Source organism: Polaromonas sp. YR568 (assembly GCF_943369415.1).
GTDB lineage: Bacteria > Pseudomonadota > Gammaproteobacteria > Burkholderiales > Burkholderiaceae_C > Polaromonas.
In genome coordinates, this window is record NZ_CALRNF020000008.1 from 1 (window position 1) to 26,350 (window position 26,350).

Annotated in this window: 31 protein-coding genes and 1 pseudogene; 21 read left to right on the plus strand and 11 right to left on the minus strand. The window is 66.5% G+C overall.

Annotation, left to right across the window (positions count from 1 at the left end; genetic code table 11):
* A pseudogene (locus tag ACLV74_RS07170) lies at positions 1–215 on the plus strand (hypothetical protein); the annotation flags it as partial.
* Here ACLV74_RS07170 and ACLV74_RS07175 read toward each other — a convergent pair.
* Entirely contained in the window at positions 212–820 is a 609-nt protein-coding gene (locus tag ACLV74_RS07175; RefSeq protein WP_411878688.1) for a hypothetical protein, read from the minus strand. The pseudogene ACLV74_RS07170 and the gene ACLV74_RS07175 overlap by 4 nt on opposite strands.
* 284 nt (positions 821–1,104) lie before the next feature.
* Complete coding sequence (locus ACLV74_RS07180; RefSeq protein ID WP_411878689.1) at positions 1,105–1,674, minus strand: hemerythrin domain-containing protein; 570 nt, start codon at positions 1,672–1,674, stop codon at positions 1,105–1,107.
* Between the two features lie 243 nt (positions 1,675–1,917).
* On the opposite strand from ACLV74_RS07180, the gene ACLV74_RS07185 reads away from it, so the two are divergent.
* Positions 1,918–2,355: a universal stress protein gene (locus ACLV74_RS07185; RefSeq protein WP_411878690.1), complete on the plus strand. Its 438-nt coding sequence runs from the start codon at positions 1,918–1,920 to the stop codon at positions 2,353–2,355.
* A 28-nt stretch (positions 2,356–2,383) separates the two neighbouring features.
* The gene (locus ACLV74_RS07190; RefSeq protein WP_411878691.1) at positions 2,384–2,584 is read left to right on the plus strand and encodes a DUF2892 domain-containing protein; all 201 of its coding nucleotides are present in this window, start codon (positions 2,384–2,386) and stop codon (positions 2,582–2,584) included.
* A 21-nt stretch (positions 2,585–2,605) separates the two neighbouring features.
* Here ACLV74_RS07190 and ylqF read toward each other — a convergent pair whose 3' ends face one another.
* Positions 2,606–3,592: a ribosome biogenesis GTPase YlqF gene (ylqF, locus tag ACLV74_RS07195; protein ID WP_411878816.1), complete on the minus strand. Its 987-nt coding sequence runs from the start codon at positions 3,590–3,592 to the stop codon at positions 2,606–2,608.
* Positions 3,593–3,905: 313 nt separating this feature from the next.
* Here ylqF and ACLV74_RS07200 point away from each other — a divergent pair, with 313 nt between their 5' ends.
* Together ACLV74_RS07200 and ACLV74_RS07205 are read left to right on the plus strand one after the other, a co-directional pair.
* Positions 3,906–4,571, plus strand: a complete 666-nt coding sequence (locus tag ACLV74_RS07200; RefSeq protein ID WP_411878692.1) for a response regulator transcription factor — start codon at positions 3,906–3,908, stop codon at positions 4,569–4,571.
* Positions 4,568–5,998: an ATP-binding protein gene (locus tag ACLV74_RS07205; protein ID WP_411878693.1), complete on the plus strand. Its 1,431-nt coding sequence runs from the start codon at positions 4,568–4,570 to the stop codon at positions 5,996–5,998. Before ACLV74_RS07200 ends, ACLV74_RS07205 begins: the two co-directional genes overlap by 4 nt.
* Positions 5,999–6,151: 153 nt before the next feature.
* On the opposite strand, the gene ACLV74_RS07210 is transcribed toward ACLV74_RS07205, so the two are convergent.
* Together ACLV74_RS07210 and ACLV74_RS07215 are read right to left on the minus strand one after the other, a co-directional pair.
* Positions 6,152–7,012: a MipA/OmpV family protein gene (locus tag ACLV74_RS07210; RefSeq protein ID WP_411878694.1), complete on the minus strand. Its 861-nt coding sequence runs from the start codon at positions 7,010–7,012 to the stop codon at positions 6,152–6,154.
* A gap of 62 nt (positions 7,013–7,074) precedes the next feature.
* Positions 7,075–8,025: an alpha/beta hydrolase family esterase gene (locus tag ACLV74_RS07215; protein WP_411878695.1), complete on the minus strand. Its 951-nt coding sequence runs from the start codon at positions 8,023–8,025 to the stop codon at positions 7,075–7,077.
* Between the two features lie 351 nt (positions 8,026–8,376).
* On the opposite strand from ACLV74_RS07215, the gene ACLV74_RS07220 reads away from it, so the two are divergent.
* Together ACLV74_RS07220 and ACLV74_RS07225 are read left to right on the plus strand one after the other, a co-directional pair.
* Entirely contained in the window at positions 8,377–8,652 is a 276-nt protein-coding gene (locus ACLV74_RS07220; RefSeq protein ID WP_411878696.1) for a hypothetical protein, read from the plus strand.
* Between the two features lie 21 nt (positions 8,653–8,673).
* On the plus strand, positions 8,674–8,880 hold the full coding sequence (locus tag ACLV74_RS07225) for an oxidoreductase-like domain-containing protein (RefSeq protein WP_411878697.1): 207 nt from the start codon (positions 8,674–8,676) through the stop codon (positions 8,878–8,880).
* Here ACLV74_RS07225 and ACLV74_RS07230 read toward each other — a convergent pair.
* Both ACLV74_RS07230 and gshA read right to left on the minus strand, forming a co-directional pair.
* Positions 8,877–9,458: a chalcone isomerase family protein gene (locus ACLV74_RS07230; protein ID WP_411878698.1), complete on the minus strand. Its 582-nt coding sequence runs from the start codon at positions 9,456–9,458 to the stop codon at positions 8,877–8,879. The genes ACLV74_RS07225 and ACLV74_RS07230 overlap by 4 nt on opposite strands.
* A gap of 226 nt (positions 9,459–9,684) precedes the next feature.
* Positions 9,685–11,256, minus strand: coding sequence for a glutamate--cysteine ligase (gene gshA / locus ACLV74_RS07235; protein ID WP_411878699.1), 1,572 nt, complete (start codon positions 11,254–11,256; stop codon positions 9,685–9,687).
* Positions 11,257–11,624: 368 nt separating this feature from the next.
* Here gshA and ACLV74_RS07240 point away from each other — a divergent pair, with 368 nt between their 5' ends.
* From ACLV74_RS07240 to ACLV74_RS07275, 8 genes are all read left to right on the plus strand, one after another.
* Positions 11,625–12,479, plus strand: a complete 855-nt coding sequence (locus ACLV74_RS07240; RefSeq protein ID WP_411878700.1) for a hypothetical protein — start codon at positions 11,625–11,627, stop codon at positions 12,477–12,479.
* Between the two features lie 307 nt (positions 12,480–12,786).
* Positions 12,787–13,425 carry a GspH/FimT family pseudopilin gene (locus tag ACLV74_RS07245; RefSeq protein WP_411878701.1) on the plus strand — a complete coding sequence of 213 codons (639 nt, stop codon included), beginning with the start codon at positions 12,787–12,789 and terminating at the stop codon, positions 13,423–13,425.
* Between the two features lie 23 nt (positions 13,426–13,448).
* Positions 13,449–13,997 carry a type IV pilus modification protein PilV gene (gene pilV / locus ACLV74_RS07250; protein WP_411878702.1) on the plus strand — a complete coding sequence of 183 codons (549 nt, stop codon included), beginning with the start codon at positions 13,449–13,451 and terminating at the stop codon, positions 13,995–13,997.
* Complete coding sequence (locus ACLV74_RS07255; RefSeq protein ID WP_411878703.1) at positions 13,994–14,920, plus strand: PilW family protein; 927 nt, start codon at positions 13,994–13,996, stop codon at positions 14,918–14,920. The genes pilV and ACLV74_RS07255 overlap by 4 nt, the downstream gene beginning before the upstream one ends.
* On the plus strand, positions 14,917–15,438 hold the full coding sequence (locus ACLV74_RS07260; RefSeq protein WP_411878704.1) for a hypothetical protein: 522 nt from the start codon (positions 14,917–14,919) through the stop codon (positions 15,436–15,438). Before ACLV74_RS07255 ends, ACLV74_RS07260 begins: the two co-directional genes overlap by 4 nt.
* Positions 15,408–15,824 (plus strand): hypothetical protein, encoded by a 417-nt coding sequence (locus ACLV74_RS07265; protein WP_411878705.1) that lies wholly within the window; start codon positions 15,408–15,410, stop codon positions 15,822–15,824. Before ACLV74_RS07260 ends, ACLV74_RS07265 begins: the two co-directional genes overlap by 31 nt.
* Before the next feature lie 37 nt (positions 15,825–15,861).
* Entirely contained in the window at positions 15,862–16,344 is a 483-nt protein-coding gene (locus ACLV74_RS07270) for a type IV pilin protein (protein ID WP_411878706.1), read from the plus strand.
* A 90-nt stretch (positions 16,345–16,434) separates the two neighbouring features.
* Positions 16,435–17,724, plus strand: coding sequence for an MFS transporter (locus ACLV74_RS07275; RefSeq protein ID WP_411878707.1), 1,290 nt, complete (start codon positions 16,435–16,437; stop codon positions 17,722–17,724).
* 21 nt (positions 17,725–17,745) lie between these two features.
* Here ACLV74_RS07275 and ACLV74_RS07280 read toward each other — a convergent pair whose 3' ends face one another.
* The 3 genes from ACLV74_RS07280 to ACLV74_RS07290 form a co-directional block, all read right to left on the minus strand.
* Positions 17,746–18,408 carry an alpha/beta hydrolase gene (locus ACLV74_RS07280; protein ID WP_411878708.1) on the minus strand — a complete coding sequence of 221 codons (663 nt, stop codon included), beginning with the start codon at positions 18,406–18,408 and terminating at the stop codon, positions 17,746–17,748.
* Positions 18,409–18,516: 108 nt separating this feature from the next.
* A complete protein-coding gene (locus ACLV74_RS07285) occupies positions 18,517–19,263 on the minus strand; it encodes a GDSL-type esterase/lipase family protein (RefSeq protein WP_411878709.1) in 747 nt (248 codons plus the stop codon).
* A 6-nt stretch (positions 19,264–19,269) separates the two neighbouring features.
* Entirely contained in the window at positions 19,270–19,674 is a 405-nt protein-coding gene (locus tag ACLV74_RS07290) for a TspO/MBR family protein (RefSeq protein ID WP_411878710.1), read from the minus strand.
* A gap of 124 nt (positions 19,675–19,798) precedes the next feature.
* Here ACLV74_RS07290 and ACLV74_RS07295 point away from each other — a divergent pair, with 124 nt between their 5' ends.
* The 4 genes from ACLV74_RS07295 (at position 19,799) to ACLV74_RS07310 (ending at position 23,372) form a co-directional block, all read left to right on the plus strand.
* Positions 19,799–20,680, plus strand: a complete 882-nt coding sequence (locus ACLV74_RS07295; protein WP_411878711.1) for a PhzF family phenazine biosynthesis protein — start codon at positions 19,799–19,801, stop codon at positions 20,678–20,680.
* Between the two features lie 35 nt (positions 20,681–20,715).
* Positions 20,716–21,180: a DUF4864 domain-containing protein gene (locus ACLV74_RS07300; protein ID WP_411878712.1), complete on the plus strand. Its 465-nt coding sequence runs from the start codon at positions 20,716–20,718 to the stop codon at positions 21,178–21,180.
* 245 nt (positions 21,181–21,425) lie between these two features.
* On the plus strand, positions 21,426–22,463 hold the full coding sequence (locus ACLV74_RS07305; RefSeq protein ID WP_411878713.1) for a class I SAM-dependent methyltransferase: 1,038 nt from the start codon (positions 21,426–21,428) through the stop codon (positions 22,461–22,463).
* 447 nt (positions 22,464–22,910) lie between these two features.
* The gene (locus ACLV74_RS07310) at positions 22,911–23,372 is read left to right on the plus strand and encodes a hypothetical protein (protein WP_411878714.1); all 462 of its coding nucleotides are present in this window, start codon (positions 22,911–22,913) and stop codon (positions 23,370–23,372) included.
* 50 nt (positions 23,373–23,422) lie between these two features.
* Here ACLV74_RS07310 and ACLV74_RS07315 read toward each other — a convergent pair whose 3' ends face one another.
* Positions 23,423–23,932 carry a DUF1993 family protein gene (locus tag ACLV74_RS07315; RefSeq protein ID WP_411878715.1) on the minus strand — a complete coding sequence of 170 codons (510 nt, stop codon included), beginning with the start codon at positions 23,930–23,932 and terminating at the stop codon, positions 23,423–23,425.
* Positions 23,933–24,123: 191 nt separating this feature from the next.
* On the opposite strand from ACLV74_RS07315, the gene argE reads away from it, so the two are divergent.
* Together argE and ACLV74_RS07325 are read left to right on the plus strand one after the other, a co-directional pair.
* Positions 24,124–25,344: an acetylornithine deacetylase gene (gene argE, locus ACLV74_RS07320; RefSeq protein WP_411878716.1), complete on the plus strand. Its 1,221-nt coding sequence runs from the start codon at positions 24,124–24,126 to the stop codon at positions 25,342–25,344.
* A gap of 45 nt (positions 25,345–25,389) precedes the next feature.
* On the plus strand, positions 25,390–26,349 hold the full coding sequence (locus tag ACLV74_RS07325) for a tripartite tricarboxylate transporter substrate binding protein (protein ID WP_411878717.1): 960 nt from the start codon (positions 25,390–25,392) through the stop codon (positions 26,347–26,349).
* Position 26,350: the final 1 nt, after the last annotated feature.

Consider the following 26,350-nt stretch of genomic DNA (forward strand, 5'->3'; position numbering starts at 1 on the left):
TTGTTTTTGACCCCGGCTGGACCGAGCACCGCAGGTTGCCCCGGAGCGAAGCGCAGGGGACGCAGCAACCAGGGTCGCCTTTCTTTTGCTTACTTTTCTTTGGCGAAGCAAAGAAAAGTGAGTTGCCGCCGGGCAACCCCGGCCAGCAAGCCTATGCAAAGGCCACAGGCGCGCAAGCCGGAGCAAGACCCGGTGCTGACCGCAACAACCCCTAGCTGCGCGCGCGGCGATCGTTCCGCATCATCCGCTCAACCTGGTCGCGCAAGGAAGCCACTTCCTTGTTCAGCTGCCGGCGCTCCTGCTTGGTCACCACGCCGTCGGACTTGTAGCTGGCCTCATGGCGGTCAATCGTGCGTTGGCGGCTGCGCAGGTTGCGGGCTTCGCGTTCGGTGATGTGCCCGGTGCGGACACCTTCATCGATGCGCTGGCCGATCTTGTATTCCTGGTTGTCGATGCCGGGGGTGCTGCCGGGGCCGCCCGGCTGGCCGGCGACAACGTTGTTGGCGATCGCGCGTTCGACTTCGGCCTTCAGGCCGTCCAGGTCGGCGCGCAGCTGCTGGCGCTCCTGGGGCGTGGCGTTGCCGTCGGCCTTGTAGCGGCTCTCGCGCATGGAAATGTCGCGGTCGCGCGCGTAAAGCGCCTGCGCTTCGGACGGCGTGATGCGGCCGGCCTGCAGGCCTTGCTGGATGCGCGCGCTGATGGCCTGCTGGCTGCTGTCGATGCCGGGGGTGCTGGTGCCCTGCGCCATGGCCGGGGACATGCCGAGGCCCGCAAACAAGGCCGCAGCCAACAAAGAGGTGGTAAAGAGTTTCGATGTCATGGGGGTGCTCCTGCGTTCTGGATGGAATGACCGGCAACCTGGCGGGCTGCTTGCGGCGGCCGAAGTGCCATCCCGGGTCGGGCAAGCGGCCCCTTGGGCTGCTCCGCTGAATCGCGGCCCTTTGAAGGCTGTTGTGAGTCAGTGCATGGAGTGTTCGCCCGCGCGGGAGTTCGCCGTGTAAGGCAATCGAACATTTAACCGGTACGGAACTCGCGTCCGTGAGCCCGTGGGTGTACTGAAGGCGCCGCGCCATGTGCGCTGGCGCACGCAAGCGCCTGCCGGCTTCAGGCGTCGCCCAGCCCGATGGGCGCGGGCGCCTCCATGACGATGCGCGTGAACAGGCGGTCATACACCGGGTCGGCGGCGTGCTTGCCGGTGAGCGGGTCGCGGTTTTGCCGGAAGGCCGCATCCAGCGCCTGCCAGTCGGCATCGGTCAGCACCCTTTCGGCCTCCGGCAGGATGATGGTTTCTTCCAGCCGCATGTGCTCCAGGTAGAACTGGACGTAACGCTGGCACTGCGCCTCGAATTCGGGTTTGCGCTGGTCGCCCAGCAGTTCCCAGGCCAGCAGCAGGTGCTGCAGTTCGCGCACGGCCTTCTCGCCGCTCATGTGGTCGCGCTCGAGTTGCTCTACCGTGGCCATGACCGACGGCGCGGAACGCACGACGCGCGGAAACAGCAGGTCGGACTCCTTCGGGTGGTGCAGGCGTTCGGGGAACTCGTCGATGTAAAACAGCATGGCCCGCAGGACGTCGAAGAACTGCTGCGCGCGGTCGCCGGGGCCGCGCGCCACCATCATCTGCATGGAGCGCAGCATCGCGGAAAGGGAGGCGTGTTCATCGAGGATGATTTGCACGCTGGCATGTTTGTGAATGGCGGCCTCCGGCGGGTGATGGGTACTGCCGCAAGAATGCCAGCAGGCGCGGCCCGCGGCCTTGACGAATGTCAAGGCTTGGCGCATCCGCCCGCGGCTCGGGCGTTTGAGGCGCTGGCTTGACGTACATCAAGCCGCGGGGCGGCCGCAAACCTAGACTGGAAGCACTTCACGGCGAAGGCCGCCGCCCGGCGGCGAACCGCCCGGGACCCCAAGGAGATTTCCATGTTCAAACATATCCTGCTACCCACCGACGGCTCGCCCGCGTCGGAACGCGCGATCGCGCAGGCCGTGGCTTTCGCCAGGGATGCCAAGGCCAGGATCACGGGCCTGCACGTGATGCAGGAGTACCGCCTGCTGACCTACCAGTTGCAGATGCTGGAAGACGCGCGGGAACAATTCGCCAGGGAGTGCCAGGCGCAGGCCGATACCTTCCTGGCCGCGCTGAAAGACGCCGCCGACAAGGCGGGCGTGCCTTGCGAAACCGTTTGCGTCACCGGCGACCAGCCCTACGAGGCCATCGTCCGCATGGCGGAGGGCAAGGTGTGCGACCTCATCGTGATGGCATCCCACGGCCACAAGGGCGTCGCCGGTTTCCTGCTGGGCAGCGAAACGCAGAAGGTGCTGTCGCACAGCAACAAGCCGGTGCTGGTGCTGCACTAGAAACCCATTTTTTCAGAGGAGCATCTTCATGGACAAAAACGCAGGCACCGCCGACCGCGCGGTGCGCATCCTGGCGGGAATCGCCATCCTGGGCCTGTATTTTGTGGCGGAGCCCGCCTACCGCTGGTGGGCGCTGCTGGGGCTTGTGCCGCTGGCGACGGGCTTGATCGGCTGGTGTCCGGCGTACACGTTGCTGGGCATACGCACCTGTAAAACCGGCCTCAAGTAAACCCGCGCACCGGGACGGGTTTCAGGACTCGCCGGGCTCGCCCGGCTTGTCTGATTTGTCCGACCTTGCCGGCCGGGGAATTTTTTTGAACTTGATCAGCCGGTTGGTTTCGATCTTGTCTTTTTTGACCTGGCGCTCGGCGTCCAGCAACTGCCCGGCCGCCAGCCAGCCGGCGAACTCTTCGGGAGTCTCCAGCGTGATGCGGCCCAGCGTGGCGCCGCGGAATTCGTAGATCACGATCTCGGCGGCTTTTTGCAGGTTGACGCGGCCCTTGGTGAGCACCGCGCCGCGCTTGCGGCCAATTTCTTCGAGCAGCTGCTCGTCAGTGATGCCGGGCGTGACCTCGACCTTGTAGCGCGCCTCCAGCATGGCCGGGTAGTGCTGGATCAGGTAGTTCAGCAACTCCAGCGCGACTTCTTCCTCATCAAAGGCGTTGCGGCCTATCGCGCCGCTGGCGGCGAGGTTGTAGCCGCTTTTGGCGACGATGATGCGCGGCCACAGCATGCCGGGCGTGTCCCACAAATAAAAACCGTCGGCCAGCACCAGGCGCTGCTCGACCTTGGTGATGCCGGCCTCGTCGCCGGTCTTGGTGGCGCGCTTGCCGGTCAGGGTGTTGATGAGCGTGGACTTGCCGACGTTGGGGATGCCGCAGATCAGCACGCGCATGGGTTTGACCATGGTGCCGCGCGTGGGCGCCAGCGCGTGGCAGGCGTCGATGAGGCGGCGCGCGGGCATGGCCTCGCTGGCGTCCAGCTCGATGGCGCGGGTGTTGGGCAGGCTGTTGTAGTGGTCCAGCCACAGCGGCGTGCGCGTGGCGTCGGCCAGGTCGCGCTTGTTGAGCACCTTGAGCGCGGGCTTGCCGCTGGTCAGTTCGGCCAGCATGGGGTTGGCGCTGGAGCCGGGCAGGCGCGCGTCCAGCAGCTCGATGACGACATCAATTTCCTTGATGCGCTCGCTGATGGCTTTTTTGGTCAGGTGCATGTGACCGGGAAACCACTGGATGGCCATCTGGATCTTTTCTTTCTTGGGGTTCGGGGGTGGGGGCATGAGCCCCGCGGCAATGGCCATATTGTCGCCGCTGCCGCCGCTATGCCGGAAAATACCCTCCTGCCGGTTTAAGACTTAGGCTGGCAAAATCAGTGGGGGCCGCGGAACCGGCTTTGCCGGGCCGCAGGCGCCGCCCCCTCAAGGGGGGAACAGGCTACACGCAGTGAGCCTGGACGGGGGTGTATCTTGCTTGTTAATAAGCGCTTAATCAGTTCCCGGCACGATCAGTGCCTAGGCGCCCGCCGTTTCCCCGCGACCCGACAGAGGATTTCCCGTGCATTTGCTGCTGGTAGAAGACGACGCGATGCTGGCCGAGGCGGTGTGCGATGCCGCGCGCCAGGTGGCCTGGACGGTGGACCACGTCGGCGACGCCGCTTCCGCCAGGCTGGCGCTGGTCGACCACGTCTACGAAGCCGTGCTGCTGGACCTGGGCCTGCCGGGCGACTCGGGCCTGGCGGTGCTGCGGACCCTGCGCAGCCGCTACGACGTGACGCCGGTGCTGATCCTGACGGCGCGCGGCCAGCTCAGCGAACGCATCCTGGGCCTGGACGCGGGCGCCGACGATTACCTCGTCAAACCCTTCCAGCTCGATGAACTCTGGGCGCGGGTGCGCGCCGTGATACGCCGCAGCCAGGGCAAGGTGGTGCCGGTGCACACCTACGGCGACATCAGCCTGGACCGCAGCAAGCGCGCGGTGACCCGCGCCGGCGCGCGCGTGGCGCTGAGCGCGCACGAATACCGCACGCTGCTGGCGCTGCTGGAGCGGCCCGGCCACGTGGTCACGCGCGACCACCTGGAAGACGTGGTCTACGGCAGCACCTCGGCGATTGAAAGCAACACGATCGCGGTGTTCATCCACCAGCTGCGCCGCAAGCTGGGCGAGCACCTGATCACCACGGTGCACGGCCAGGGCTACATGATCGGCGAGGCCAAGCCGTGAAGTGCCGCTTCGTGAGGTCGCTCAAGGGCCGCGTGCTGGCGGTGCTGGGTGCGACCATTCTGCTGTGCTGGGCCGGCGCTCTCACGGTTCTGGTGGTGTACACCTTGCGCGGCCAGAGCAGCCACTGGGACAGCAAGCTGCAGGCCATAGGCACCAAGATTTTGATGTCGATACCCAGCGGCAGGCACCTGAAGCCCTCCTTCGGCCACAGCCTGCAACTGCGCGACGATTCGATTCCGCGCGACGTGAACCTGACCTTCCAGGTGTGGACGGAGCGAAAAAACCTGATCGTGCGCGCGCCGGATTCACCGCCCACGCCGCTGTTGCCGGCCTTCAACGATGGTTTTACCAGCGCCACCATAGGCGGCGAGCGCTGGCGCGTCTTCGCGGTGTCCGACAGCACCGGCGAGGTCAGCGTGCAGGTGGCCATGCGCCACAGCGTGATCGACGAGGAAATACGGCACAAGACTTTTGGCGCACTGGGCTTTGTGACCGCCTTGCTGGGTGTCGCCGGCCTGCTGATGTGGTTTGCGATGGGCAAGTCGCTGCAGCCCCTGACGGCCATCCAGGCCGCGGTGCGCCGGCGGCGCAAGTTCGACCTCACGCCGCTGCCGGTGGCGCAGCTGCCCAGCGAAATCCGGCCACTGGTCGAGTCCTTCAACCACCTGCTGGACCAGCTGGACCAGGCCATGCAGGGCGAGCGGCGTTTCATCGGCGACGCGGCGCATGAGTTGCGCACGCCGCTGTCGGCACTGCAGGCGCAGGCCCAGGTGGCCTTGCGTGCCACGACGCTGGAGGGCAAGGACGCCGCCCTCGTCAAGCTGCTGGCCGTGGCCGAGCGCAGCACGCGGCTGTCGGACCAGCTGCTGGACCTGGCGCGCATGGATGCGGGTGTGCACGCGCCGCAAAAAAACGCGGCCGACCTCAGCGAGCTCATCATGCACGTGAGCCAGGAGTTCGACATGCAGGCGCAGCAGCAGCGCCGCAGCATCATCCTGGCGCTCACGCCCTGCCCGATTGAATGCGACGTTGACGAGATCGGCATCCTCTTGCGCAACCTGCTGGACAACGCGCTGCGCTACACGCCTGAGGGCGGGCGCGTGAAGATCAGTTGCGCTTACCGGGAAGAAGGGGGCCAGCGCCGCGTCTGCCTGGAGGTGGCCGACGACGGCCCGGGCGTGCCCGAAGCCGAGCAGCAGGCCATCTTCCGCCGCTTTCACCGCATCGCGGGCAACGGCGGGCGCGGCAGCGGCATAGGCCTGTCGCTGGTGGCCGGCATCGCGCAGTTGCATGAGGCCGCCATCCAGACCGGGGCCGGGCTGGATGGCAGGGGCTTCAGCGTTCGCGTCCTGTTCCCGATGCCCGCGGCGACAGGCGCCGGGCCTGCGTCAGATGGGCAGGATGTGACGCCTGCGCAACCAGCTTAAAGAACGTATCCAGCTGCGCCAGATGATTTTTTTGGTCACGTAGGCCAGATCGCTTGCTTCGGTTTGCATCTTCATGACTCCTTCAGATTGCGGGCCGCCAGGGATTGAAATGCAGGACCGCGGCCCGGTGTGGGCCCTGCAGCATCGCGGCTCTTAAAAGCGGTAGAGGTAACCCACGCGCACGCCTGTCTGGCTGGACCGGTCGACCAGCGGGCTGTCCTTGATGCTGGAGCCCAGGCTGGTGGTGCTCACGTCCAGGAAGATGCTTTGCCGCGGTGCCAGCGCATAGCCCACGCGCACCCCGGCCTCCAGGTTGACGGCCGAGCCGCCCTGGTAGAAGGGCCGGCCGGCGCGCACTTCGGCGGCGTTCACGCCGTAGTAGTACGAGACGTATTTGTCGTCCAGCCGCGTGGCGGCCAGGCGCGGCGTGATGTCGAAGCTGCCCGCCTGGAAGCGGCGGTCCAGCGTGAGCTTGAACTTGCTGCCCTTGCTGTTGCCCGAGGCGTCGCCCAGCAGCTCGGCCGACAGGTTGGCGATGTCGTTGCGCCAGACCACCGCGCCGCCCAGCCAGAGGCCGTCCTTGCGCTCGTCCATGCCGGCGAGGAAGTCCGAGTCCGAAGCCTCGTAGCCGTCCAGCGAATAGCGGGCGCGCAGGCGGAAGGACAGCGGGCCGGCCGAGGGGAGCTTCACATCGGCGGAAAGGCCGGCGATGCTGAACCACTGGTTTTCATAGCTGAGCAGCGGAATGCCCACCGTCTTGTTCTTGATGCCGCGGTAAGGCTGGTGCTCCACGCCGACGGCCACGCCCAGGCCCCAGGGGGTGGCCGTCTCGCCCTGCGCGGGCTGCTGCTGCGCAGCGGCCGGCTGCGCGAAGGCCGCCATCAGGAACAGAGAAAACAAGGGCAGCGAGGCTTTGGCGGCGCCTGCGCCGGCACGGCCGGCCGCCTGGGGGGCGGCGGACTTGGGGGCGCGCGAGGCCGGCTTGGCGGCGGGTTGCGAGGTGCGGGATGTCATCTTCAGGTTCTCCAGGTTAAAAAAAGGAATGGCATGGTCTTGAATGGCGGCTTGGCTTGCCCTCAAAGCCCGAAAAATTCGCAGGCCGCCTTGGGGGCGTCCAGCGCGGTGGTCTTGCGCCCCAGCAGCCGCGCACTGCGGCCGTGGGGCTGGGGAATGACATGGCCGCCGCGGCGCACCGAATACAGCACCACGCGAGCCTGGCGGCCTGCCGTCCAGGTCTGCTTGACCACGCGCGTGGGGTCGGCCGGCTCGCCGGGTGCGAGCTCCACGGTCTGCGCCAGGTGGGCGCCGTTGAGCCGCGCAAAGTAGTCGGCCGAGGCGCGCGAGGACTGCACCTCACCGCGGTCGCCGAAACCGAACAGCGTGACGCTCCCGCCGTCATAGGGGTTGATGGGGTCGTCGGTGCCGTTCACGATCATGGCGGGCACGGCTTGGCCCAGGGGCTCGATGATGGAGTTGCCCGGCGTCGGGATGTTGGCGGCGACCACGGCAATGGCCGCGATTTGCCCGGGCATCTCCTGCGCCAGCCGGAAGGCCATATGGCCGCCGCCGGAATAGCCGAAGACAAAGACACGCGAAGTGTCTATGCCCCGCCCGGCCGCCATGTCGTCGATGAGGGCCGCGATGAAGGCCTTGTCGTCTATGCCCTGCGCGCGGGCCGGATGGGAGGCCGTCTTTCGCCCGTCGTTCCAGTTTTTACCGAAGGCATTGGGATAGACCAGCGCGAAGCGCCGCTGGCCCGCCAGGCGCTCAAAGGCGAACCCCGTGCGCTTTTGCATGGCCGCGGCCGTCTGGCCCGAGCCGTGCAGCACGATCACCAGCGGTGATTGCGGCTGCAGGTATTGCGGCGCATGGACCAGGTAGGAGCGCTCATGCCCGCCGACCCGCAGGGTGCGCGTGCTGGTGTCGAACACCGCATCAAGCGGCGCGCCCACAGGCACATACAGCCAGAAAATCGCCAGGCTGCCGGCCAGCAGAAGGAGAAGTGCCATCGACAGGACGGCCAGCATTTGAATTCCCGGCAACATCAGCGCACCGCAGCCGGGAGCAAGCCCGGCGTAAAAACCTGTTCACGATCCAGCATCAACGCCCTCTCAGCGGATTTGCCAACAGCGAAGACGTTTCGCCATGGACTGGAGCGAATGGTGACGATGTGAATTTAAGGACTTGTTAGCGGTATTAAGGAATCGTTAACCGGGGCCTTTCCGCTCCAAGCCACCTGCGGCGGCAGGGCCATGGGCCGGCCCTGCCCCGGCCCGGCGCAATGGAGGACAATCGGGGGATCGCGGCGCCAGACCTGCCGCAACGCCAACAGGGCCGCCACCGGCCGCCCCGCAACCCACCCACACATCGAGCCCTTCATGCCCCTGCCCGCCGCCCCCGACCAAAAACCCGTGATTCCCGCCCGCCGCCTGGCCGCCTCGGCCCTCAAGGCCAACAACGAATTGATGATCAAAGGCATCCTCTGCGTGCTGATAGGCCTGGGCGTGCTGGTCTCGCCCTACTTCATCACCTCGCCCGGCATGCAGGGCATCGTCGCCAAGTCGGCCCTGGTGGGCTGGTTCGCGCTGGTGCTGGGCTGCGCTTTTGTCGGGCTGTATGTGCGCCGGCGCATGGCGACGCCCGTCAAGGCCTGATACCGCACCTTCCGCTGGCCCATGCCGGACAACAGCGACCGTGACGCCGCGCTGGCGATGTTTGCGTCTTTGCAGCAACGCGCGGCCAAGGCCGGCGTCACGCTGCGGCAACCCCCTTCGGAGCCCGACACCTGCTGCGGCCGCGGCTGCAACGGCTGCGTGTGGGAGGGCTGGTATGAGGCGGTGGACTATTGGCGCGAAGAGGCCTTGCTGAAGCTGGGCGACTAAACCGCCCGTCCGAGCAAGGCGTTCTTCAAGGCCCCATCGGCGGGCTGCGGCCCCAGCCACATGCGCAACATCACGTTGAACAGTTCGGGCTGGCTGAAGCGTTCGCCCTGCGGCCGGCCGTTGACGCTGACGGCCGTGCCCAGGCCGGGCTGCCAGTCGATCTGGAAGCTGTCGCCGGCCGCCAGCTTTTTCTGCTCGCCGAACATCTCGCCCAGGCGAAACATTGCGGGCGCCAGGCGCACAAGCTCCTCGTCGCTTGCATTGGCCACCATGGCGGCGGCCAGCAACTCGCCCATCTGGCCGGCGCTCGCTTCGCGCAGCATGACGACCTTCAATTGTTTGGCGCCGGTGTAGCCCAGCACCGCTTCGGGCGTGCCCTGCTTGTGCTCAAGATAGAGGCCGGCCGTGTAGAGCCCATTCGCGCCCTGCATGCGCAGGCCCGCGCCGTTGAGTTGCAAGATGCCCGAGGCGGTTTGCAGCGTGGGCTGCCACGCGCCAGGCGGGTCCGCGGCATGGACGGGCCCGAAAGCGGACAAGGCGCACGACAGGACCAGCGTGGTGAGAGTGGAATTTTTCATACGGGCCTTTGAGATGCAGAGCAGGAGCGCTCTGAAGAAAGGCTAACCGCGGGCACACCCTTAAATTAGGGTGTGCACTCTGTCATCACGGTTTCACGCGAAGGGACGCGTAAGAACGGCGTCAGGCCTTGCACCAATGACACTCGCCGCAGGCCTGTGATGCCGGTAAAAGCGTTGGCCGCGCACCGGCGCCGCGCGCTTTCACGCTGCGGCGCACCGAAAAGAATCAGATCGCCACGGCCTCGCGGCCCGGCATGCCCAGGCGCTCGGCCGAGACATACTGTTGCCGGTACACCTCAAACGGCATGGTGTCCGAGGCTTCGATCTTCTTTTGCTCCTGGATGGAGGTTTGCGTCAAGGCGGCAAAGTGCGCGAGTTCGTCGGCACTCAAGGGCTGGGCTTGCAGGGCGGCCTGTGTTTTCAGGGACTGCGCGCGGGCAAACCTGACGAAGGAGTTGTCATGCTCGCGGGCCATGGCCGCCAGCACGCGGGCCGAAGGCAGGGTCGAGGGATCGAGCAAGGCCGCGCTGGCTGCCGTCAGCGTATCGCTGTACTGCGTGCCGCCGTGGGCTGCGTCCAGCGCGGCGGCGATGGGCGCGCACTGGGCCAGCACCTCGGCACCCCAGCCGGTCAGCGTGACTTCCTGCCCGCCGCGCTTGAGCTTGAGGCCCGGTTCGCGGCCGCGCGCGGCGGTCTGGTGCTGGTTGTGCTTGAGCTCGGCGATTTCCTGCGGCGTGTCGTTCGGGCTGTCGCTGAGCAGGCAGTGCAGCAAAAACACATCGAGGAAACGCATGGTCTGCGCATTGATGCCGACCGGCTCGAAGGGGTCGAGGTCCATCAGGCGCACTTCGATGTATTCGACGCCGCGCTCGCGCAGCGCATGCAGCGGGCGCTCGCCGGGGTAGATGACGCGCTTGGGGCGTATGGTGCCGTAGAACTCGTTTTCAATCTGCAACAGCGTGGTGGCCAGCTGGTTGTAGTCGCCGCCCGGGTTGCGGATGCCGACGGCCTCGTAAGCGGGGTAAGGCCGGGTCAACGCGTCCTGCAGCGAGGCGCCGTAACCGTCCAGGCTGTTGTAGCTGACGGCCAGCGAGGCCTGCGCATCGCTCTGGTAGCCCAGGCGCCCCATGCGCAGCGAAGTGCCGTGCGGCATGTACATGGTGCTGTCGCTGAGCGTCTGCAGCTCGTGCTGGCGGCCGGCGACGAAAGTCGAACACACGGCGGGCGAGGCGCCGAACAGGTAGAGCAGCAAAAACGCCTGGCGGCGGAAGTTGCGGATCAGCGCGAAGTACTGCTCGCTGGTGACTTCGGGCAGCGACCAGTTGTAGTGGATGCCGGAAATCGTCTGCATGCGCCGGCCGTAGCGGTGAGACAGGCCCATGCGGTAGACGCTTTTGGCGCGCCCGACGTTGGACGAGCCGAAACGCGCGATCGGGATGGTTTCGTCGGTCGGCAGGCCGCAGGGCATGCTGGAGACCCAGAGCATCTCGTCGCCCAGGGCCTTCATGGTGCTGTAGGTGAACTGGTGCAGCTGCGTGAGCTCCCGCAGCGCGGCCTCGGGGCTTTTGTGCGCGCCCGTGACCAGTTCCACCTGCGACTCGCTGAAATCGGTGGTGATGGTCGGGTGCGTGAGGGCCGAACCCATGGCGGCGGGATGCGGCGTGAGCGCCAGGCCGCCGCCGGGCTGGGCGCGCAGGCTTTCTTTCTCAATGCCGCGGCGCATGCCCTGGAGCCGGGCCGGGGTAAGCGCTGTCAGGCGGCCCTGTAGCGCGCCCGCAGGCGCCTGCAACTTGGTCATATCGTCATTCCCCCAGATTCTTGAATTGGCGTGGAAGTTATCACAGCCCGCCGCTTTACGCTGGCGCGAGCGGCCTTGCCAGCACAGACCGGGTGGGGTCTGTCGCCCCAGCCGGCACGGCAGCCGGATTTGGGCCAAGGAATGCCCGGTTCCGCCGTTTCAGGCACAAATACACACTTTAGCGATTTCGATGTGGAAAGCGAACGACGTCCGCGAGCCAGCTTGGTGAAACTTCCTTGACTTGTCAGACAAGCTGAACGACGATAAAAAAACATTCAGTAACACCTCAGTTCCTCCTCGCCACCCGCTCGAATCCACCGGTTCGCACCGGGGCCGCAGTCGGGGGCTGGCGACGAGCCCGGACCAAAATGAAAAATTTGATAAGCAGCCTGTTTGGCCGGTCGCATCATGCGGCGGCGCCCAAACGCACGCCCGCTTCCGCACGGGACAACCCGCTCACCATTGAAGACGGCTCGGACAATGCCACGCGCCGCCAGCTGGTGCAGGTGCTGCTGCGCGATGCGCTGCGCAAATACGGCATCCCGCCGCGCTGGATCGACTGCCAGATGCTGCTGGTGGACAGCCGCAGCAAGGGCCCCGGCATGTACGTGCGGCTGGTGGTGCGGCAATGGGATGACCGCCTGATGAACTACGCCTTCGCTTTCCAGAACGCGCTGATGGTGGAGATCACCCGCTTTGAGCCCCAAGCCACCCAGTGGCTGCACGGCATTTCGTGGCAGCTGGACGTGGCCGAGACCTGCCCGCACCGCGAACTGCCCGATAAATCGTTCTGGGCTGAACCCGCCCCCGCCAAGCCGGCGGCCCCCGCGGGCCGGCCGGTGCCGCCGCTGCGCGCCAGCCGGCCCGTCGCCCCTCCAGCCGCTGCAACCGCGGCAACCGATCCACCCGCTGCGCAACCTCTCGCCCAGCCCCTGGCACAGGTCGCAACCGCCCCCATGAGCGCAACCACCGCCGGCGCCCTTGCAGCCCCCATACTCGCCTCGCTGGACAAGCTCCAGCAGCCGCACGCCCCACAGGCCGAGAGCCTCGCACCCGCCGCGCCGGACGCGCCCGCACCCCGCCGTGCATCCACGGGCCCCGACAGCGAAGCGATGAAAGACCTGGAACGCCTGTTCCGCATCCGCGACCAGGAACTCGGCATGCAGGCCGACAGCAATCCGGTGCCGGTCGGTTACGAGCCCACGCGGCCGTCGCCGCTCTAGGCTGCAGTTGACGACCTGAACGGGGCCGCTCGCCGCCCCGTCCGCGCGGCCGGCTCGGCACAGGCCGGCAACTTCCCCTCTCCCGACGCACCGCCAGGCCCGCGCGCAGGCTTGGCGTAGCCTTGGCATAGCTATTGCGCCTGAGCAACGCTCCGCACGGCCCGCCCACTATTTATAGCGATCAAAGTCCGGCTCCGGACAATTGGCCGGCGTAGCCGCGGCTGCCTCCGGTACGGTCGGATGTTCAAAAATAATTCTGGGAGAAGCCATGAATTTGCGATATCCAGCCGGGGCATACGCCGCGGTGATGAGGGGACCCAGACACCGGCAGACAACACCCGCGGCGACAGGAACCCACTCAACCCGCCCACGCGGATTCACGCTGACGGAATTGCTGGTGATCATGGCCATCATCGCCATTTTTGCCAGCTTCGCGATTCCCTCTTTTCGGGGACTGACCGCCAGCACCTCGGTCTCCAGCGCCGTCAACGCATTTGTCTCGGACACCCGCTATGCCCGCGGCGAAGCCATGCGGCGCGGCAAGAGTGTCACGATTTGCAGAAGCGCCAATGCGGCGGCGATTCCGCCCAGATGCTCGGGGGCCAGCGAGCCCACCGTGGGCAGCTGGATGGAAGGCTGGGTGGTTTTTGTGGACGAAAACGGCAACGGCGCGTTCAACGCCACAAGCGATACCGTGCTGCGTGTGCAGCAAGCCCTCCCGGGAATAGGCGGCTTTCTGGCGGTCAACACCGGCGGCACTGCCGCCAATGACCGCAACTACATCGTCTATCAGGCCACCGGCCGCGCCGTCGGCTTGCTGAGCCGGTGGCTGGTACGGCCGCCGGGCGCGGCAAGTGCCGCCAACACCCGCTACACACGCACCTTGTGCATGAACTTTGTCGGCAGGGTCAGAACGCTGTCAGGGGAAGTCCCATGCCCGGCCTGAGTTCAGCCCCCGCGCCCTCGTGCATGCCCCACAGGCAAAGCGGCGCGACGCTGCTGGAAGTGCTGGTCTCGGTGCTGCTCATGTCGTTCGGCGTGCTGGCATTGGCCGGCATGCAGGCCTACGCTGTCGTCGCGCAGAAAAATGCGGCCAACCGCGCCAGCGCCGGTGCGCTGGCCGCCGAACTGGCGGAACTGGTCAGGCTCAACCCGCTTGCACTTGCCCAGGGAAACTATGACGTGGCGCTGATGCCCACCGCGAGCCTGCCCATAGTCCCGGCCCCACTGTGCAACTTTCCCGGCTGCACGCCGGAGTCACTGGCCGCCAGGGACCTTGCAAGCTTCCAGAGCCGCGTCCGCGCGCTGCTGCCCCGGGGTGGGGTCGAACTGGCCCGTCCCCCGGAAAGCAAAGCGCAGGCGGACATCTGGATACTTTGGGAGGAGCCCGCCATGTTTGCCGGCCAGCAAGCCGATGGCACGGCCCGGCTCGCCGAACTCCAGTCCGACAACTGCCCGGCAAACGCAAAAAAACAGCCCTCGCCACCCCGCTGTTTCTACATGGCGGTGCAGTTGTGACGCCGCCCGGCAAGCGTGCCGCCGCGCGACGGCCGCAGGCCGGCTTCAGCCTGGTTGAGTTGCTGGTCTCCATGACGCTGGGGCTGGTGGTCACCGGCGCGCTGACGGTCATGTACCTCTCCGGCGGCCAGGCCGCCCGCAACGTGGAGGCCCACGGCCGGATGAATGACGACGCCCAGATGGCACTGGCCGCCATCACCCATGAACTGCGCCAGGCAGGCTACAACCCTGTGCGCGACGCGTCGGGCAAGAAGAACGACCTGGGGCAAAAAGGCTGGAGCCTGTTCGCCTGCGATACGGGATTTACGGGCACGACCGCTGCGAAGCGTGACATCGACACCTTGCGCTGCGATACAGCCGGCGCAAACCTTTCTGTGGCCGTGGTCTATGAAGCCGATCTCAACACCGGCAGAAACACCGCAACGACCGGCCTGCCCATGGATTGTGTCGGCAACGGCGTGAAGGCCTCGCCTGCGGATGCTCACTTCTACACTCTGCAGGCACGCTTCTATGTGGAAGACAACGCCTTGATGTGCCGCGGCAGCGGCGGCGGCGACAGCGGCAATCTGGGAACGGCACAGGCACTCGCCGAAAACATCGAAAGCATGACGGCGAGCTTCGCGGTCTCCAACCCCGCCGACGCAACCAACCAGGACGTCCGCGGCTACCTGACGGCATCCGGAATCAACAATCCCGCCTATCCCGGCCTTGCGGCCCTCGCCCCGCGTGATCGCTGGAACAAAGTGGTCGCGGTGCACATCTGCGTCGTGGCCAGGAGCGAAAGCCCGGTGCTGCGCGACCTGGGCACGGCGGCGAGCTACCAGGATTGCCATGGCAACGACGTCCGCATCAGCGACGGCAAGCTGCGCCGCGCTTACCGCAGCACCGTGCTGCTGCGCAACCACGGCGTGGGTTATTCATGAGGCTGCGGACCCAGCAAGGCATCGTGCTGGCCGTGGCGCTCGTCATGCTGGCGCTGCTGTCCATCCTGGCCGGGATCTCGATTCGCGGCGCATCGTCCACCGAGCAGGTCGCCAACCAGGGCCGCCTGAAGGCGCTGGCCCGGCAAACGGCGGAAGCGGCACTGCGCTTCTGTGAGCAACAGGTGCAGGCCAACGCCGCAGACCCCGTCCTCGGATTCACGCCTGAGGACGAACCCGCCGCCGCAGCCGGTTACACCTGGGAGCTTATGGACCAGTGGGACAGGCAGCCTTCTTCACACCTGAGGACGGTTCCGGTCAAGGCAGCCGGCGATACGGAGGCAGCCGCGTATTTCATGCGCCCCGCCGAATGCATGTCGCAATACCTGAATTCCGGGCACAAGGTTGTTGTGACCACGGCGCGAGGCTTCGGGCCGGAAGTCCCCGCCAGAAAAGACAAGGACAAAAACCCACCGAAAGGCACTGAAATATGGTTTCAATCCATCGTCACGCTGGAGTGACGCACGGCCTGCGCGCAAAGCAAGGCCTGGCCTCTCTTTTTGTTTTGGGGTGCGCGCTTGCGGGCTGCGCGGCCGCGCTCACTGCCGCGAGCGGCGCCCCGGCGCGGACGGATGAATGCCGCCCCATAGGCGCTCCGGACATCACCACCGGGGGAAATGACGCCGGCGCTGCGATCGTCTGCTCCGACGGCCGCAACACTATTTCCAACGTCTTCGAAACCCCTGCCGGGAATACCGCCCGGGACCACACCGGCGCGAATGCCACAGCGGATACGGGCAGGGCCGTCGAGCCGGGCGGCACCGTCGTGGAGGGCTTGCCCGCAAAGCCGCAGCGCGCGGCCATCCTGAGCAGGTCCTGGCGCCAGATATTCCCGCGCGCCAATTAACCCAAAGCATCCCTTGCAGGAAAAACCACGGATGGCGATGTCCACCCCCACAAAACCGCGCGGCCGCGCGGGCTTCACCCTCATTGAGCTGCTGATCGTGCTCGCCATCCTGGCCCTGCTCGCCGCGATCGCGCTGCCGTCGTATTGGGCCTATGCCGCACGCGCGCACCGTGCCGCCGCGCGGGTGCAGCTTCTGCAGGCGGCGCAGTACATGCAACGCTTCTACGCGGCAAACGACCGTTATGACGCCGACCGCACGGGCACCCAGAGCGTCTGGGCCGTGATGCCGCCCGGCTTGCAAAGGTCGCCCGCCGACGGCACGCAGCTGTATGCCCTGGCCACCACCGGCGCCAACGCCAGCACGGCCGGCACCAGCGCTTTCATGCTGGTCATGCTTCCGCTGGCGGGCCGGGCCATGGACAATGACAGGTGCGGCGGCTTCACGATCACGCAGGCCGGCGCCAAAGGCCTGACCACCGCGTCACCCGGCGCCGCCTTGCTCGCGGAATGCTGGCGTTGAAGCCAAGGCTTTGGACGCCCACCGGGGCATAAGGGAAAGCCCGGCCCGGCCGCACTGCAACACAGCGGTGACTGGTGTACGCTAGCACCGATGAGCCCCCTCCCCGCCTCCACCAATCCCGGCACCGCTTCCTCACAGGACCCCGCCTCCCTCGTCGATTCGCGCTACGCCGTGATGCGCCTCATGGTCACGCTGGCCCTGATGACGGTGGGCGCCTGCGGCATGTATGTGGTGGCCGTGGTGCTGCCGGCGGTGCAGGCCGAGTTCGGCGTTTCGCGGGCCGACGCGTCCATTCCCTACACCTTGCTGATGATCGGCTTCGGCGTGGGCGGCATCATGATGGGCCGGCTGGCCGACCGCTTCGGCGTGATGGTGCCGCTGCTGATAGGCGCGGTGGGACTGGGCCTGGGTTTTGCATTGGCGTCCATGGCCGGCAATGTGTGGATGTTCTCGCTCGCGCACGGCCTGCTGATCGGCTTCATGGGCTCGGCCGCCACCTTTGCGCCGCTGCTGGCCGACACCTCTTTGTGGTTCGCGCGCCGGCGCGGCTTCGCGGTGGCGGTGTGCGCCAGCGGCAATTACCTGGGCGGCGCGATCTGGCCGCCCATCGTGCAGCACTTTGTGGAGACCGTGGGCTGGCGCCAGACTTACCTGGGCCTGGGCATTTTCAGTTTTGTGACGATGACCGCGCTGGCCCTGCTGATGCGCAAGCGCCCGCCGGTGGCCGTTGCTTCCACGGTGGGCAACAGCGGCCTGGCCGCCACCGCCAGCGACAGGCCTTTCGGCCTGACGCCGGGCGCGGCGCAGACACTGCTGTGCGTGGCGAGCGTCGCCTGCTGCGTGGCCATGGCCATGCCGCAGGTGCACATCGTGTCCTACTGCACCGACCTGGGCTACGGCGCGGCGCGCGGCGCCGAAATGCTGTCGCTGATGCTGGCCTGCGGCGTGGTGAGCCGCCTGGTGTCGGGCGTGATCTGCGACCGCATCGGCGGGCTGCGCACGCTGATGCTGGGCTCGGTGCTGCAGGGCATCGCGCTGCTGCTGTTCTTGCCCTTCGACGGGCTGGTGTCGCTTTACGTCATTGCCGCGCTGTTCGGCCTGTTCCAGGGCGGGCTTGTGCCGGCCTACGCCATCATCGTGCGCGAATACTTCGAGCCCGCCGAAGCCGGCGCACGCGTGGGCACGGTCATCATGGCGAGCTTGCTGGGGATGGCGCTGGGCGGCTGGATGTCAGGCAAGGTGTTCGACCTGACCGGTTCCTACCACGCGGCTTTCCTCAACGGCGTGGCCTGGAACCTGCTGAACTTCAGCATCGCGTTCTTCCTGCTGTGGCGCGTGCGGCGCATGACGCGGGATGCGCGGACCGCCCAGCCGGCCTGAGCGTTCGCCTCGTTGCGGTCCTTATGCCAGGACTCGCAGCAGCCACTTCTCGAGATCGACGATTTCCTGCGGGCACACCGAGTGCTCCATCGGATAGTCATGCCATTCGACGGGATAACCCAAGGCGATGAGCGCGTCGCGCGTGGCGGTGGCGCGCGGCAGCACGACCACGCCGTCGCGCGTGCCGTGGGCCAGGAAAATGGGCACGTCCTGGTTGGCGGCGCTGCGCTCGGCGGCGGTCTTGTCGGCCAGCGGCAGGTAGCCCGAGAGCCCCGCGATGCCGGCCAGGCGCTCGCCGTGGCGCAGCCCGGTCATCAGCGCCATGGCGCAGCCTTGCGAGAAGCCCGCGACCACGATGCGATGGGCCGGAATGCCGCGCGCTGTTTCATGGGCGATCAGCGCCTCGATGTCGGCCTGCGACTTGCGCAGCCCGGCTTCGTCCTGCCGGCTCACCAGGTCGGCGCCCAGCAGGTCGTACCAGGCGGGCATGACGTAGCCGCCGTTGATGGTGACGGGAATCGACGGCGCGCTTGGAAACAGGTAGCGCACCGGTCCCACGCTGGAGAGATCGAGCTGTTCGGCGATCGGCACAAAATCGCGCCCGTCCGCCCCCAGGCCGTGCATGATGAGGATGGTGGCGGTGGGGTTGTCGCCCGTCTGGGCTTCAAGGACTTCGAGGGACATGCGTGGGCCTGATGAGGATTGAAAGAGGGAAGTGTCTGGATGGCCGGAAGCGCCGGGCCTTGCAAACCGGGATTCTAGGCCGCCCGGGGAACGAAGGCATCCAAAGACTTAGCGGCGCAATGCGGACAGCCGCCCGGACAAATCCGCCTGCGCATTGAGTTCGGCGTACCAGAGGCGGTAACCCGCATCGCTGGGATGCAACCCGTCTTTCGCATTGAGCTCGCCGGGCCGCTGGGCAAACGGGTCCTCGGCCTTGTCCTTGTAGAGGTTCACGTACAGCGCACTGTTGTCCTGCGCCGCCTCGCGCACAAAGCCGTGCAGGACCTGCGAGCGTTTTGTCATCAGCCACGACACCGGCGCGAAGAAAAACGGCGCGCTGCCGACATTGCCGCTGGGCATGATCACCACCAGGTTGGCATGGGTGCGCGCCAGCGCGGCGGCGCGCGCGACGTCCTGTTCCAGCACCGGGTAGCGCGTGAGCCGGATCACGTCGTTGCCGCCCCCCAGCACCAGGATGGCGTCAAAGCGCTGCTCGCCCACGGCTTCGAGCTGGCGGGCGATATCGGCAAACTTCGCGCCGTCCTGGGCGCGGTTGATGATTTTCAGGCGCGGATGGTCGCGCGCGATCAGGCCGGCGACGCTGTGCGCCGGTGATGATGCGCCCGTGCCCACGGCGGTACTGTCGCCGACCACCAGCAAGGTGGCCGAGGCATCGGCGGGCGTGGCTTCAAAGGGCTCGCTTTGCCGCGCCAGCTCCACCGACTGCCGGATGCGCCAGGCGGCGCAGCCGGAGGTCACGAGTACAGCCGCGGCAGCGAGCAGCGATACGGCCAGTAGCATGGGAGGTCGACGCACGGCGTATTACCGGTTCAGCCAGGTGATGCTGAGCTGCAGCACGGTGGCAAACGCCACCCACAGCAGATAGGGAATATTCACCAGCGCCACCCAGCGCGCGCGGCGCCAGACGGCCGCCAGCGCCCAGGCCAGCGTGCCCAGCACCAGCAGGATGTCGATGCTCGCGAGCGCATTGTTCTTCAGCCCGAACTGGATGGGCGTATAGGCCAGGTTGAACACCAGGTTCAGGATGAAGGGCAGCAGCACGCTGAAGGGAAAGCGGCGTTTGAGGGTTTGCAGCAAGACATAGCCGAAGCTGACGGCAATGATGAGGTAGAGCACCGTCCACACCGGCGCAAAGACGGAGGCCGGCGGGGCAAAAAAAGGCTTGGCGAGTTGCCCGTACCAGGCGGCGCCGCTGGTGCTGTCCATGAGCTTGACCATTCAAAAAAAAAGCGATGGCTTTTTTTTACCACCGCCGCCGGGGCGGGCCCGGCCTGAAGCGCTGATAGCCGGGTAGGACGCCGCCGCGATAATCTCTGGCAGGAGCCTTTTCATGACAACCAGCTTTTCCTTGCCCGGACTCAGCTACTACCAGGTCGACGTCTTTACCCATGAAGCGCTGGCCGGCAACGGCCTGTCGGTCTTCCTGCCGGACAGCCCGCTGCCGGCGCGCGCGATGCAGCGCCTGGCGGTGGAGATGCGGCAGTTCGAAAGCATCTTCCTGACGCCCGCCGGCCCCGGGCGCCGCTTTGAAGCGCGCATCTTCACGATGGAGGAAGAGCTCGATTTCGCCGGCCACCCCCTGCTGGGCGCGGCGGGCCTGCTGCACCACCTGCATGCCGCCAGGCTGCCCTCCGCCGACTGGACCTTGATGCTGGGCACGCGCGCGGTCGCGCTGAGCACCACGCGGCTGGACGGCATGCAAGCCACGTACAACGCCCGCATGAACCAGGGCCGGGCCACCTTCAAGCCCGCGCTGGGCCGCGCCGAGAGCCAGGCCTTCCTGGCCGCGCTCAACCTCGACGCCTCGCAGCTGGACATCCGCTTTCCGCTGCAGGTGGTGTCGACCGGCCTGCCCTACCTGCTGGTGCCGGCCGCGGGCGGCCTGGACCGCGCGCGCATCGTGCACCCGGCTTTCGAGGCGCTGCTGGCCACCGTTGGCGCCAAGTTCGCCTATGTGCTGGACGTGGCCGCGCGCGAGGGCCGCACCTGGGACAACGCCGGGCTGGTGGAAGACATCGCCACGGGCAGCGCAGCGGGACCGGTGGGCGCCTACCTGCTGCAGCACGGCGCGGCGGCGGCCGGCGACGTCATCACGCTGAAGCAGGGCCGCTTCGCCGGCCGGCCCAGCAAGATCACGGTGCAGGCCAATGCGGCCGGCGAAATCATGGTCAGCGGCGGCGTCGTGGTGCTGGCGCGCGGCCAGTTTCTTTAAGAGCCGGCACCTCAAACACACGCCAGGAGGAAATCATGAACATCCGAGCACACCCTGTTTCCATTCACCTGCGCGGCCTGTTCGCCGCCGGGGCCGCCGCGCTGGTATGGCTGTTCGCCGCCGCGCCGGCGCAGGCCGCACCGTTCACCGCGGCGGACGAAAAAAGCGTGCGCAGCGTGGTCGAGCACCAGCTCGCCGCGTTTGCCAAAGACGACGCGGCAAAGGCGTACTCATTTGCCGCGCCGAACGTGCGCGAAGCCGTGGGCAACGCCGCAGGCTTCATGGCAATGGTGCGCAAGGACTACCCGGTGGTGTACCGCCCGGGCTCCGTGGCCTTTCTGAAAGCCGAGGGCAAGGGTGACCAGGCCATCCAGCGCGTGCAGATGACCGATGCCGGCGGCGCCTCCTGGCTGGCGGTCTACAGCCTGGAGCGGCAACGCAACAAAGCGTGGCGCATCACCGGCTGCGCGGTGGTGGAAAACAAGGGGCGCATGGCCTGAGTCGCCGGGCCGTCCCCGGCGGCCTGGCCGGCACCGCGTACGGGGGCACAAGCGCCTTTGCCGGTGGGTGCCTGCGCCTTGCGCGCACAGCGCATTCCCGCCGCGGCGCAGCCGCAAAGGCGCCGCAAAGGGCCGCGCAGGGCCGCAGCACCGATACGTGGCTTACACAGGGTTACCCCAGGCAGGCTCGCCGGGGACTAAGGTGGCTGGCTAGAGCCGCAACCGCGGCATTCCGGACCCACGCCATGAACATGCCCGCCCGATCCTTTGAATTTCCGCGTTTGCCGGATGCGCTCGCGCCAGGCGCGAGGAATGCGCCGGCGGCGCGCCCCGTGCGGCGCCACAGCCTGCTCGCGCAGGAATCGGCCATGAAGGTCCGCCGGCAGTGCCCCGCCTGCCTGGGCGGCTCACTGTCCGTGCTGTATGAAGAGCCCTATCGCGGCGCCGGCATACAGGCCTACCTCACACGGCACTACGAAGGCCATGCCTCCGATGCCGCGGACGCGGGCACATATGCGCTCGCCAAATGCGAGGGCTGCGGCCTGGTGTTCCAGCAGCAGGTGCCGGACGACGCCCTTCTCGGCGAGATCTACAACGCCTGGGTGCCCGGCACGGACCTCGAACGCGAGCACCGCGACTACAGCCTGGATGAGTACCGCTACCTGGCCGAGCAGGTGCAGTTCATCATCCAGCATTTCGGCCTGGCGCCGGGCGAGCTCGACATCCTGGACTTCGGCTTCGGCTGGGCGCACTGGTCGCGCATGGCCATGGCCTACGGCTGCAACGTCTGGGGCGTGGAGCTGTCCGAGGAGCGCGCCCAGCACGGCAAATCCGTGGGCGTGCGCGTCGTCGGCCTGGCCGACCTTCCCGCCAGGCGCTTTCGCTTCATCAACACCGAACAGGTCTTCGAACACCTGACCGAGCCCCGGGCGGTGCTGGAGCAATTGCGCAACGCGCTGTCGGGCGACGGCGTCATCAAGATCAGCGTGCCCGATGCGGCCGCTTCGCTGAAAAAAATCGGGCAGGCGGGAGATTTCGGCGCGCTGTCGGCGCAGCAGCAGATGCCCATCGCGCCGCTGGAGCACATCAACTCTTTCGACCACGATTCGCTGGTCGCCTTCGGCAAGGAATTCGGCCTCAAGCCGCTGCACCCGAGTTTCTACCGGCTGTACAACAGCGCCTCAGGGCTGCTGCAGTTCAAAAACCTGGCGCGTGCCCTGGCCCGCCCGGTCTACCGGCACGTCTTTCCGCGCAGCACTTTCATCTATTTCGTGCGGGCATAGCGCCGCGAGCGCCAAACGCGAAGCGGGCGGTCTGGCATCCAACCCCCTGGACGAAGGCGATGTGCTCGACATATTCCCGCCGGCCGGCGCACTTCATCCGCTTCACGCGCAAACCCTGTATGAGTTACACAAAGAAACAACTAGCAGAGATGGGCATTCCCGCAGCCCAGACAGGTTACGAGTTCTTTGGCCCGGCCGGCGCGCTGGACTGATGCCGCCGGCAAAGGCCGGTTCTCCTCTGTAGCTTCCTGGTTGCTGTTGCGCGGGCTGCCGCATTCAGTCCGCGTTTTCATGACAAAGTTCCGGTTTTAAAAGAGCGGCCACTTGACTATATAAGTGCGGTAACCGACATTGTTAACACCTTGTAACATATGACGTCGACACTGGAGCAAGCGTGAAAAGACGCTTTTGCCAGACGCCGGCGCCGCAAACCGACGCGCGCACACCATGAAAATCAACCAGCTCTTTGGCGTGAAAAGCCAGCCCAAAAGGACTGCGGCAAGCGCCACCCCTCCATCCCCGCCTGAATCGCAAGGCTCGGTTCCCGGTGAAGAGGGTTCCGTCAATGCGGTGCGCCAGCAGCTCATCCAGGTGCTGGTGCGGGACACCGCCCGCCGCGCCGGCATCCCGGCGCAGTGGCTGGACTGCCAGATGCTGCTGACTTCCAGCCGCAACCAGGGCGCGGGCATGTATGTGCGCCTCATCATGAAACACTGGGACCTGCGCCTGCTGACCTACGCGGCGGCTTTCCAGAAATCGCTGATGGCGGACATCATGCGTTTTGAGCCGCGCGCCAACGAATGGCTCTACGGCATTTCATGGCAGCTGGACGGCGGCGACAGCTGCCCCCACCAGGAGCTGCCCGATCCCGCCATCTGGGCGCAGGCCCCGAACCCGGCACATCACTAGCGCGAAACGGCGCTTGCTCTGGGCGCCGGGCTGCGAGCCTCGCTCAAGGCTCAATAGCTGCCGATGTAATCCTTCTTGCCGATTTCCACGCCGTTGTGGCGCAGGATGGCGTATGCCGTGGTGGTGTGGAAGAAGAAGTGCGGCAGGCCGTAGTTCAGCAGGTAAGACTGGCCGGTGAAGCGCTTTTCCTTGGGCGTGCCGGCCTGCGTGACGATCTCGCGCGTGGCGGCGTCGTCAAACTTTTCCGTGCCCAGGCCTTCGATGAAAGCCAGGATGGTGTCTATGCGCGCCTGCAGTTCGGCGAACGTGGTTTCCTTGTCTTCAATCTTGGGCACTTCCACGCCGGCCAGCCGGGCCGACACGCTCTTGGCGAAATCGCTGGCGACCTGCACCTGGCGCAGCAGGGGGAACATGTCGGGGTAGAGGCGTGCCTGCAGCAGCGCGTTGGGGTCGATGTTTTTGGCGGCCGCATGGGCCTCGGCCTTGGCCAGGACGCCCTTCAGGCCGCCCAGCATCTGCTTGAAAACGGGGATGGACGTGGTGTAGATGCTGCTGGTCATGGGATGCTTTCAGTGAGGGATGGGATAGCGGGCCGCACCCTGCGCGCGGCGCCCCGCATTCTCGCCGGATTGCGGCCGGGACGTGCGCAGGCCCGGCAATGGCCTCGCGACGGCGGCGAGGCCCTTCGCAAAATAGTATGCTGTCATACCAATATTCGCCTTCCGAACGCCGTCCTCATAAAGGCCCCGCCATGAACGCCCCTCTCCCCACCGCCGCACGCCAGGCCGTGCAAGCCGCCGACCTCGCCGCCCTGCCCTTCATTGAAAAATGGGTGTCCTTCGCCTCCGTCTCGCGCGACAGCAACCTGCCCCTGCTCGACTGGACCCAGGCCTTGCTCGAAGCCCAGGGCATCGAATGCCGCCGCACTTATGACGACAGCGGCAAGAAGGCCAACCTCTGGGCCACGCTGCCCGCCGAAAACGGCGAAACCAAAATCGGCGGGCTGGTGCTGTCGGGCCACACCGACGTGGTGCCGGTGGACGGCCAGCCCTGGGACACCGACCCGTTCGCGGCGCAAATCATCGGCGACAAGCTTTACGGCCGCGGCGTGACCGACATGAAGAGCTACGGCGCCACCGCACTCATGATGGTGCCCGAGCTGCTCAAGCGCAAACTCAAGCGCCCGGTGCACCTGGCCTTCAGCTACGACGAGGAAGTCGGCTGCATAGGCGTGCGCCGCCTGATCGCCGACATGGTGGACCAGGGCTACAAACCCGCCGGCTGCATCGTGGGCGAGCCCACCGGCATGCAGGTGGTGATCGCGCACAAGGGCAAGCACGCCTACAAGACCTCGGTGCGCGGCTTCGAGGCGCACTCCTCGCTCACGCCGCAGGGCGTCAACGCGGTGGAGATCGCCTGCGAATTCGTCGCCAACCTCAAATCCATGCACCGCCGCCTGGTGGCCGAAGGCCCCTTCGACCCGATTTACGACGTGCCGCACACCACCATACACACCGGCGTGATCGCCGGCGGCACGGCGCTCAACATCATCCCGCGCGACTGCGACGTGACCTGGGAAATACGCCACCACCACATGAATTCGCCGGTCGTGCTGTTCAACGAAGCCAAGGCCTTCGCCGACAGCCTGGTCCCGGCCATGCAGGCCGTGGCGGCCGATACCGGCATCACCCACAAGCTCAACTCGGTGCTGCCCGGCTTTGCGACGGAAGCCGACAGCGAAATCGCCCGGTTGTGCTTCAAGTGCGCCGACGTGGATGCAAGCTCGGGCGCCGGCAAAGTGTCCTTTGGCACGGAAGCTGCATTGTTCCATCAGGTCGGTGTGCCGACCATCGTATGCGGCCCCGGCCACATCGCGCAGGCACACCAGCCCAACGAATGGGTCACACTGGACCAACTCGCCTGGTGCGAGCGCTTCATGCGCCGCCTGGCCGACGAGATCTGCGTGAACTGACCACCTGAACCAACACTGCAACCACTCCTTACCGAAAGAATATTCATGATGCAACGCCGAGATTTCCTGGGCACAAGCCTGGCCCTGGCCGCAGGCGGGGCCCTCGCCCAGTCCAACACCAAGATCGCGCGCATCGTGGTGCCCTTCGCGCCCGGCGGCGTGCAGGACTTGCTGGCGCGCGCCATGTCCACCGAACTCGGCCTGGCGCTGGGCCAGACGGTCATCATTGAAAACAGGCCCGGCGCCGGCGGCACGGTGGGCACGGGCTATGTCGCCAAGTCGGCGCCCGACAGCGGCGCCATGGTGCTGGGCGCGGCCAGCCACAACATCGCCGGCACGCTGTACACCAAGCTCAGCTACGACCCGCAAAAAGACTTCGCCCCCATGGCGCACATCGGCACGGCCGACTACGTGCTGATGATCCACCCCGACGTGCCGGCCAAAACCGCCGCCGAATACATCCGCTACGCCAAGGCCAACCCCGGCAAGCTCAACTACGCGACTGCCGGCGTGGGCAGCGCCACGCACCTTTCGATGGCCTACTTCAACGGCCTGGCGGGCATCGATGTGGTGCATGTGCCGCTCAAGGCCACGGGCGAGGCGATCAACGAAGTGATCTCGGGCCGCGCCCATGCCGTGATCGCCGCCAGCATTGGCGCGCTGGCCTTTGCCAAGGACAGCCGCATACGCCTGATCGGCGTGACCTCGCCCAAGCGCTCCAAATACCTGCCCGACGTGCCCACCATCGCCGAAAGCGGCCTGCCCGGCTACCAGTTCGATTCATGGTTCGGCCTGCTGGGCCCCGCCGCAACGCCGGTGGCCGAGATCAACCGCGTCAACGCGGCCATGGCCAAGGTCCTCAAAGACCCCGTCGTGCTGGAGCGCCTGGACAAACAAGGCATCGAGCCGCTGGCCATGAACAACGCCGACTTCGCCAAGCTGCTGGCGGTTGACTACAAACGCATGGCGGAAGTCGTGAAGGCTTCCGGCGCCAAGGTCGAATAAG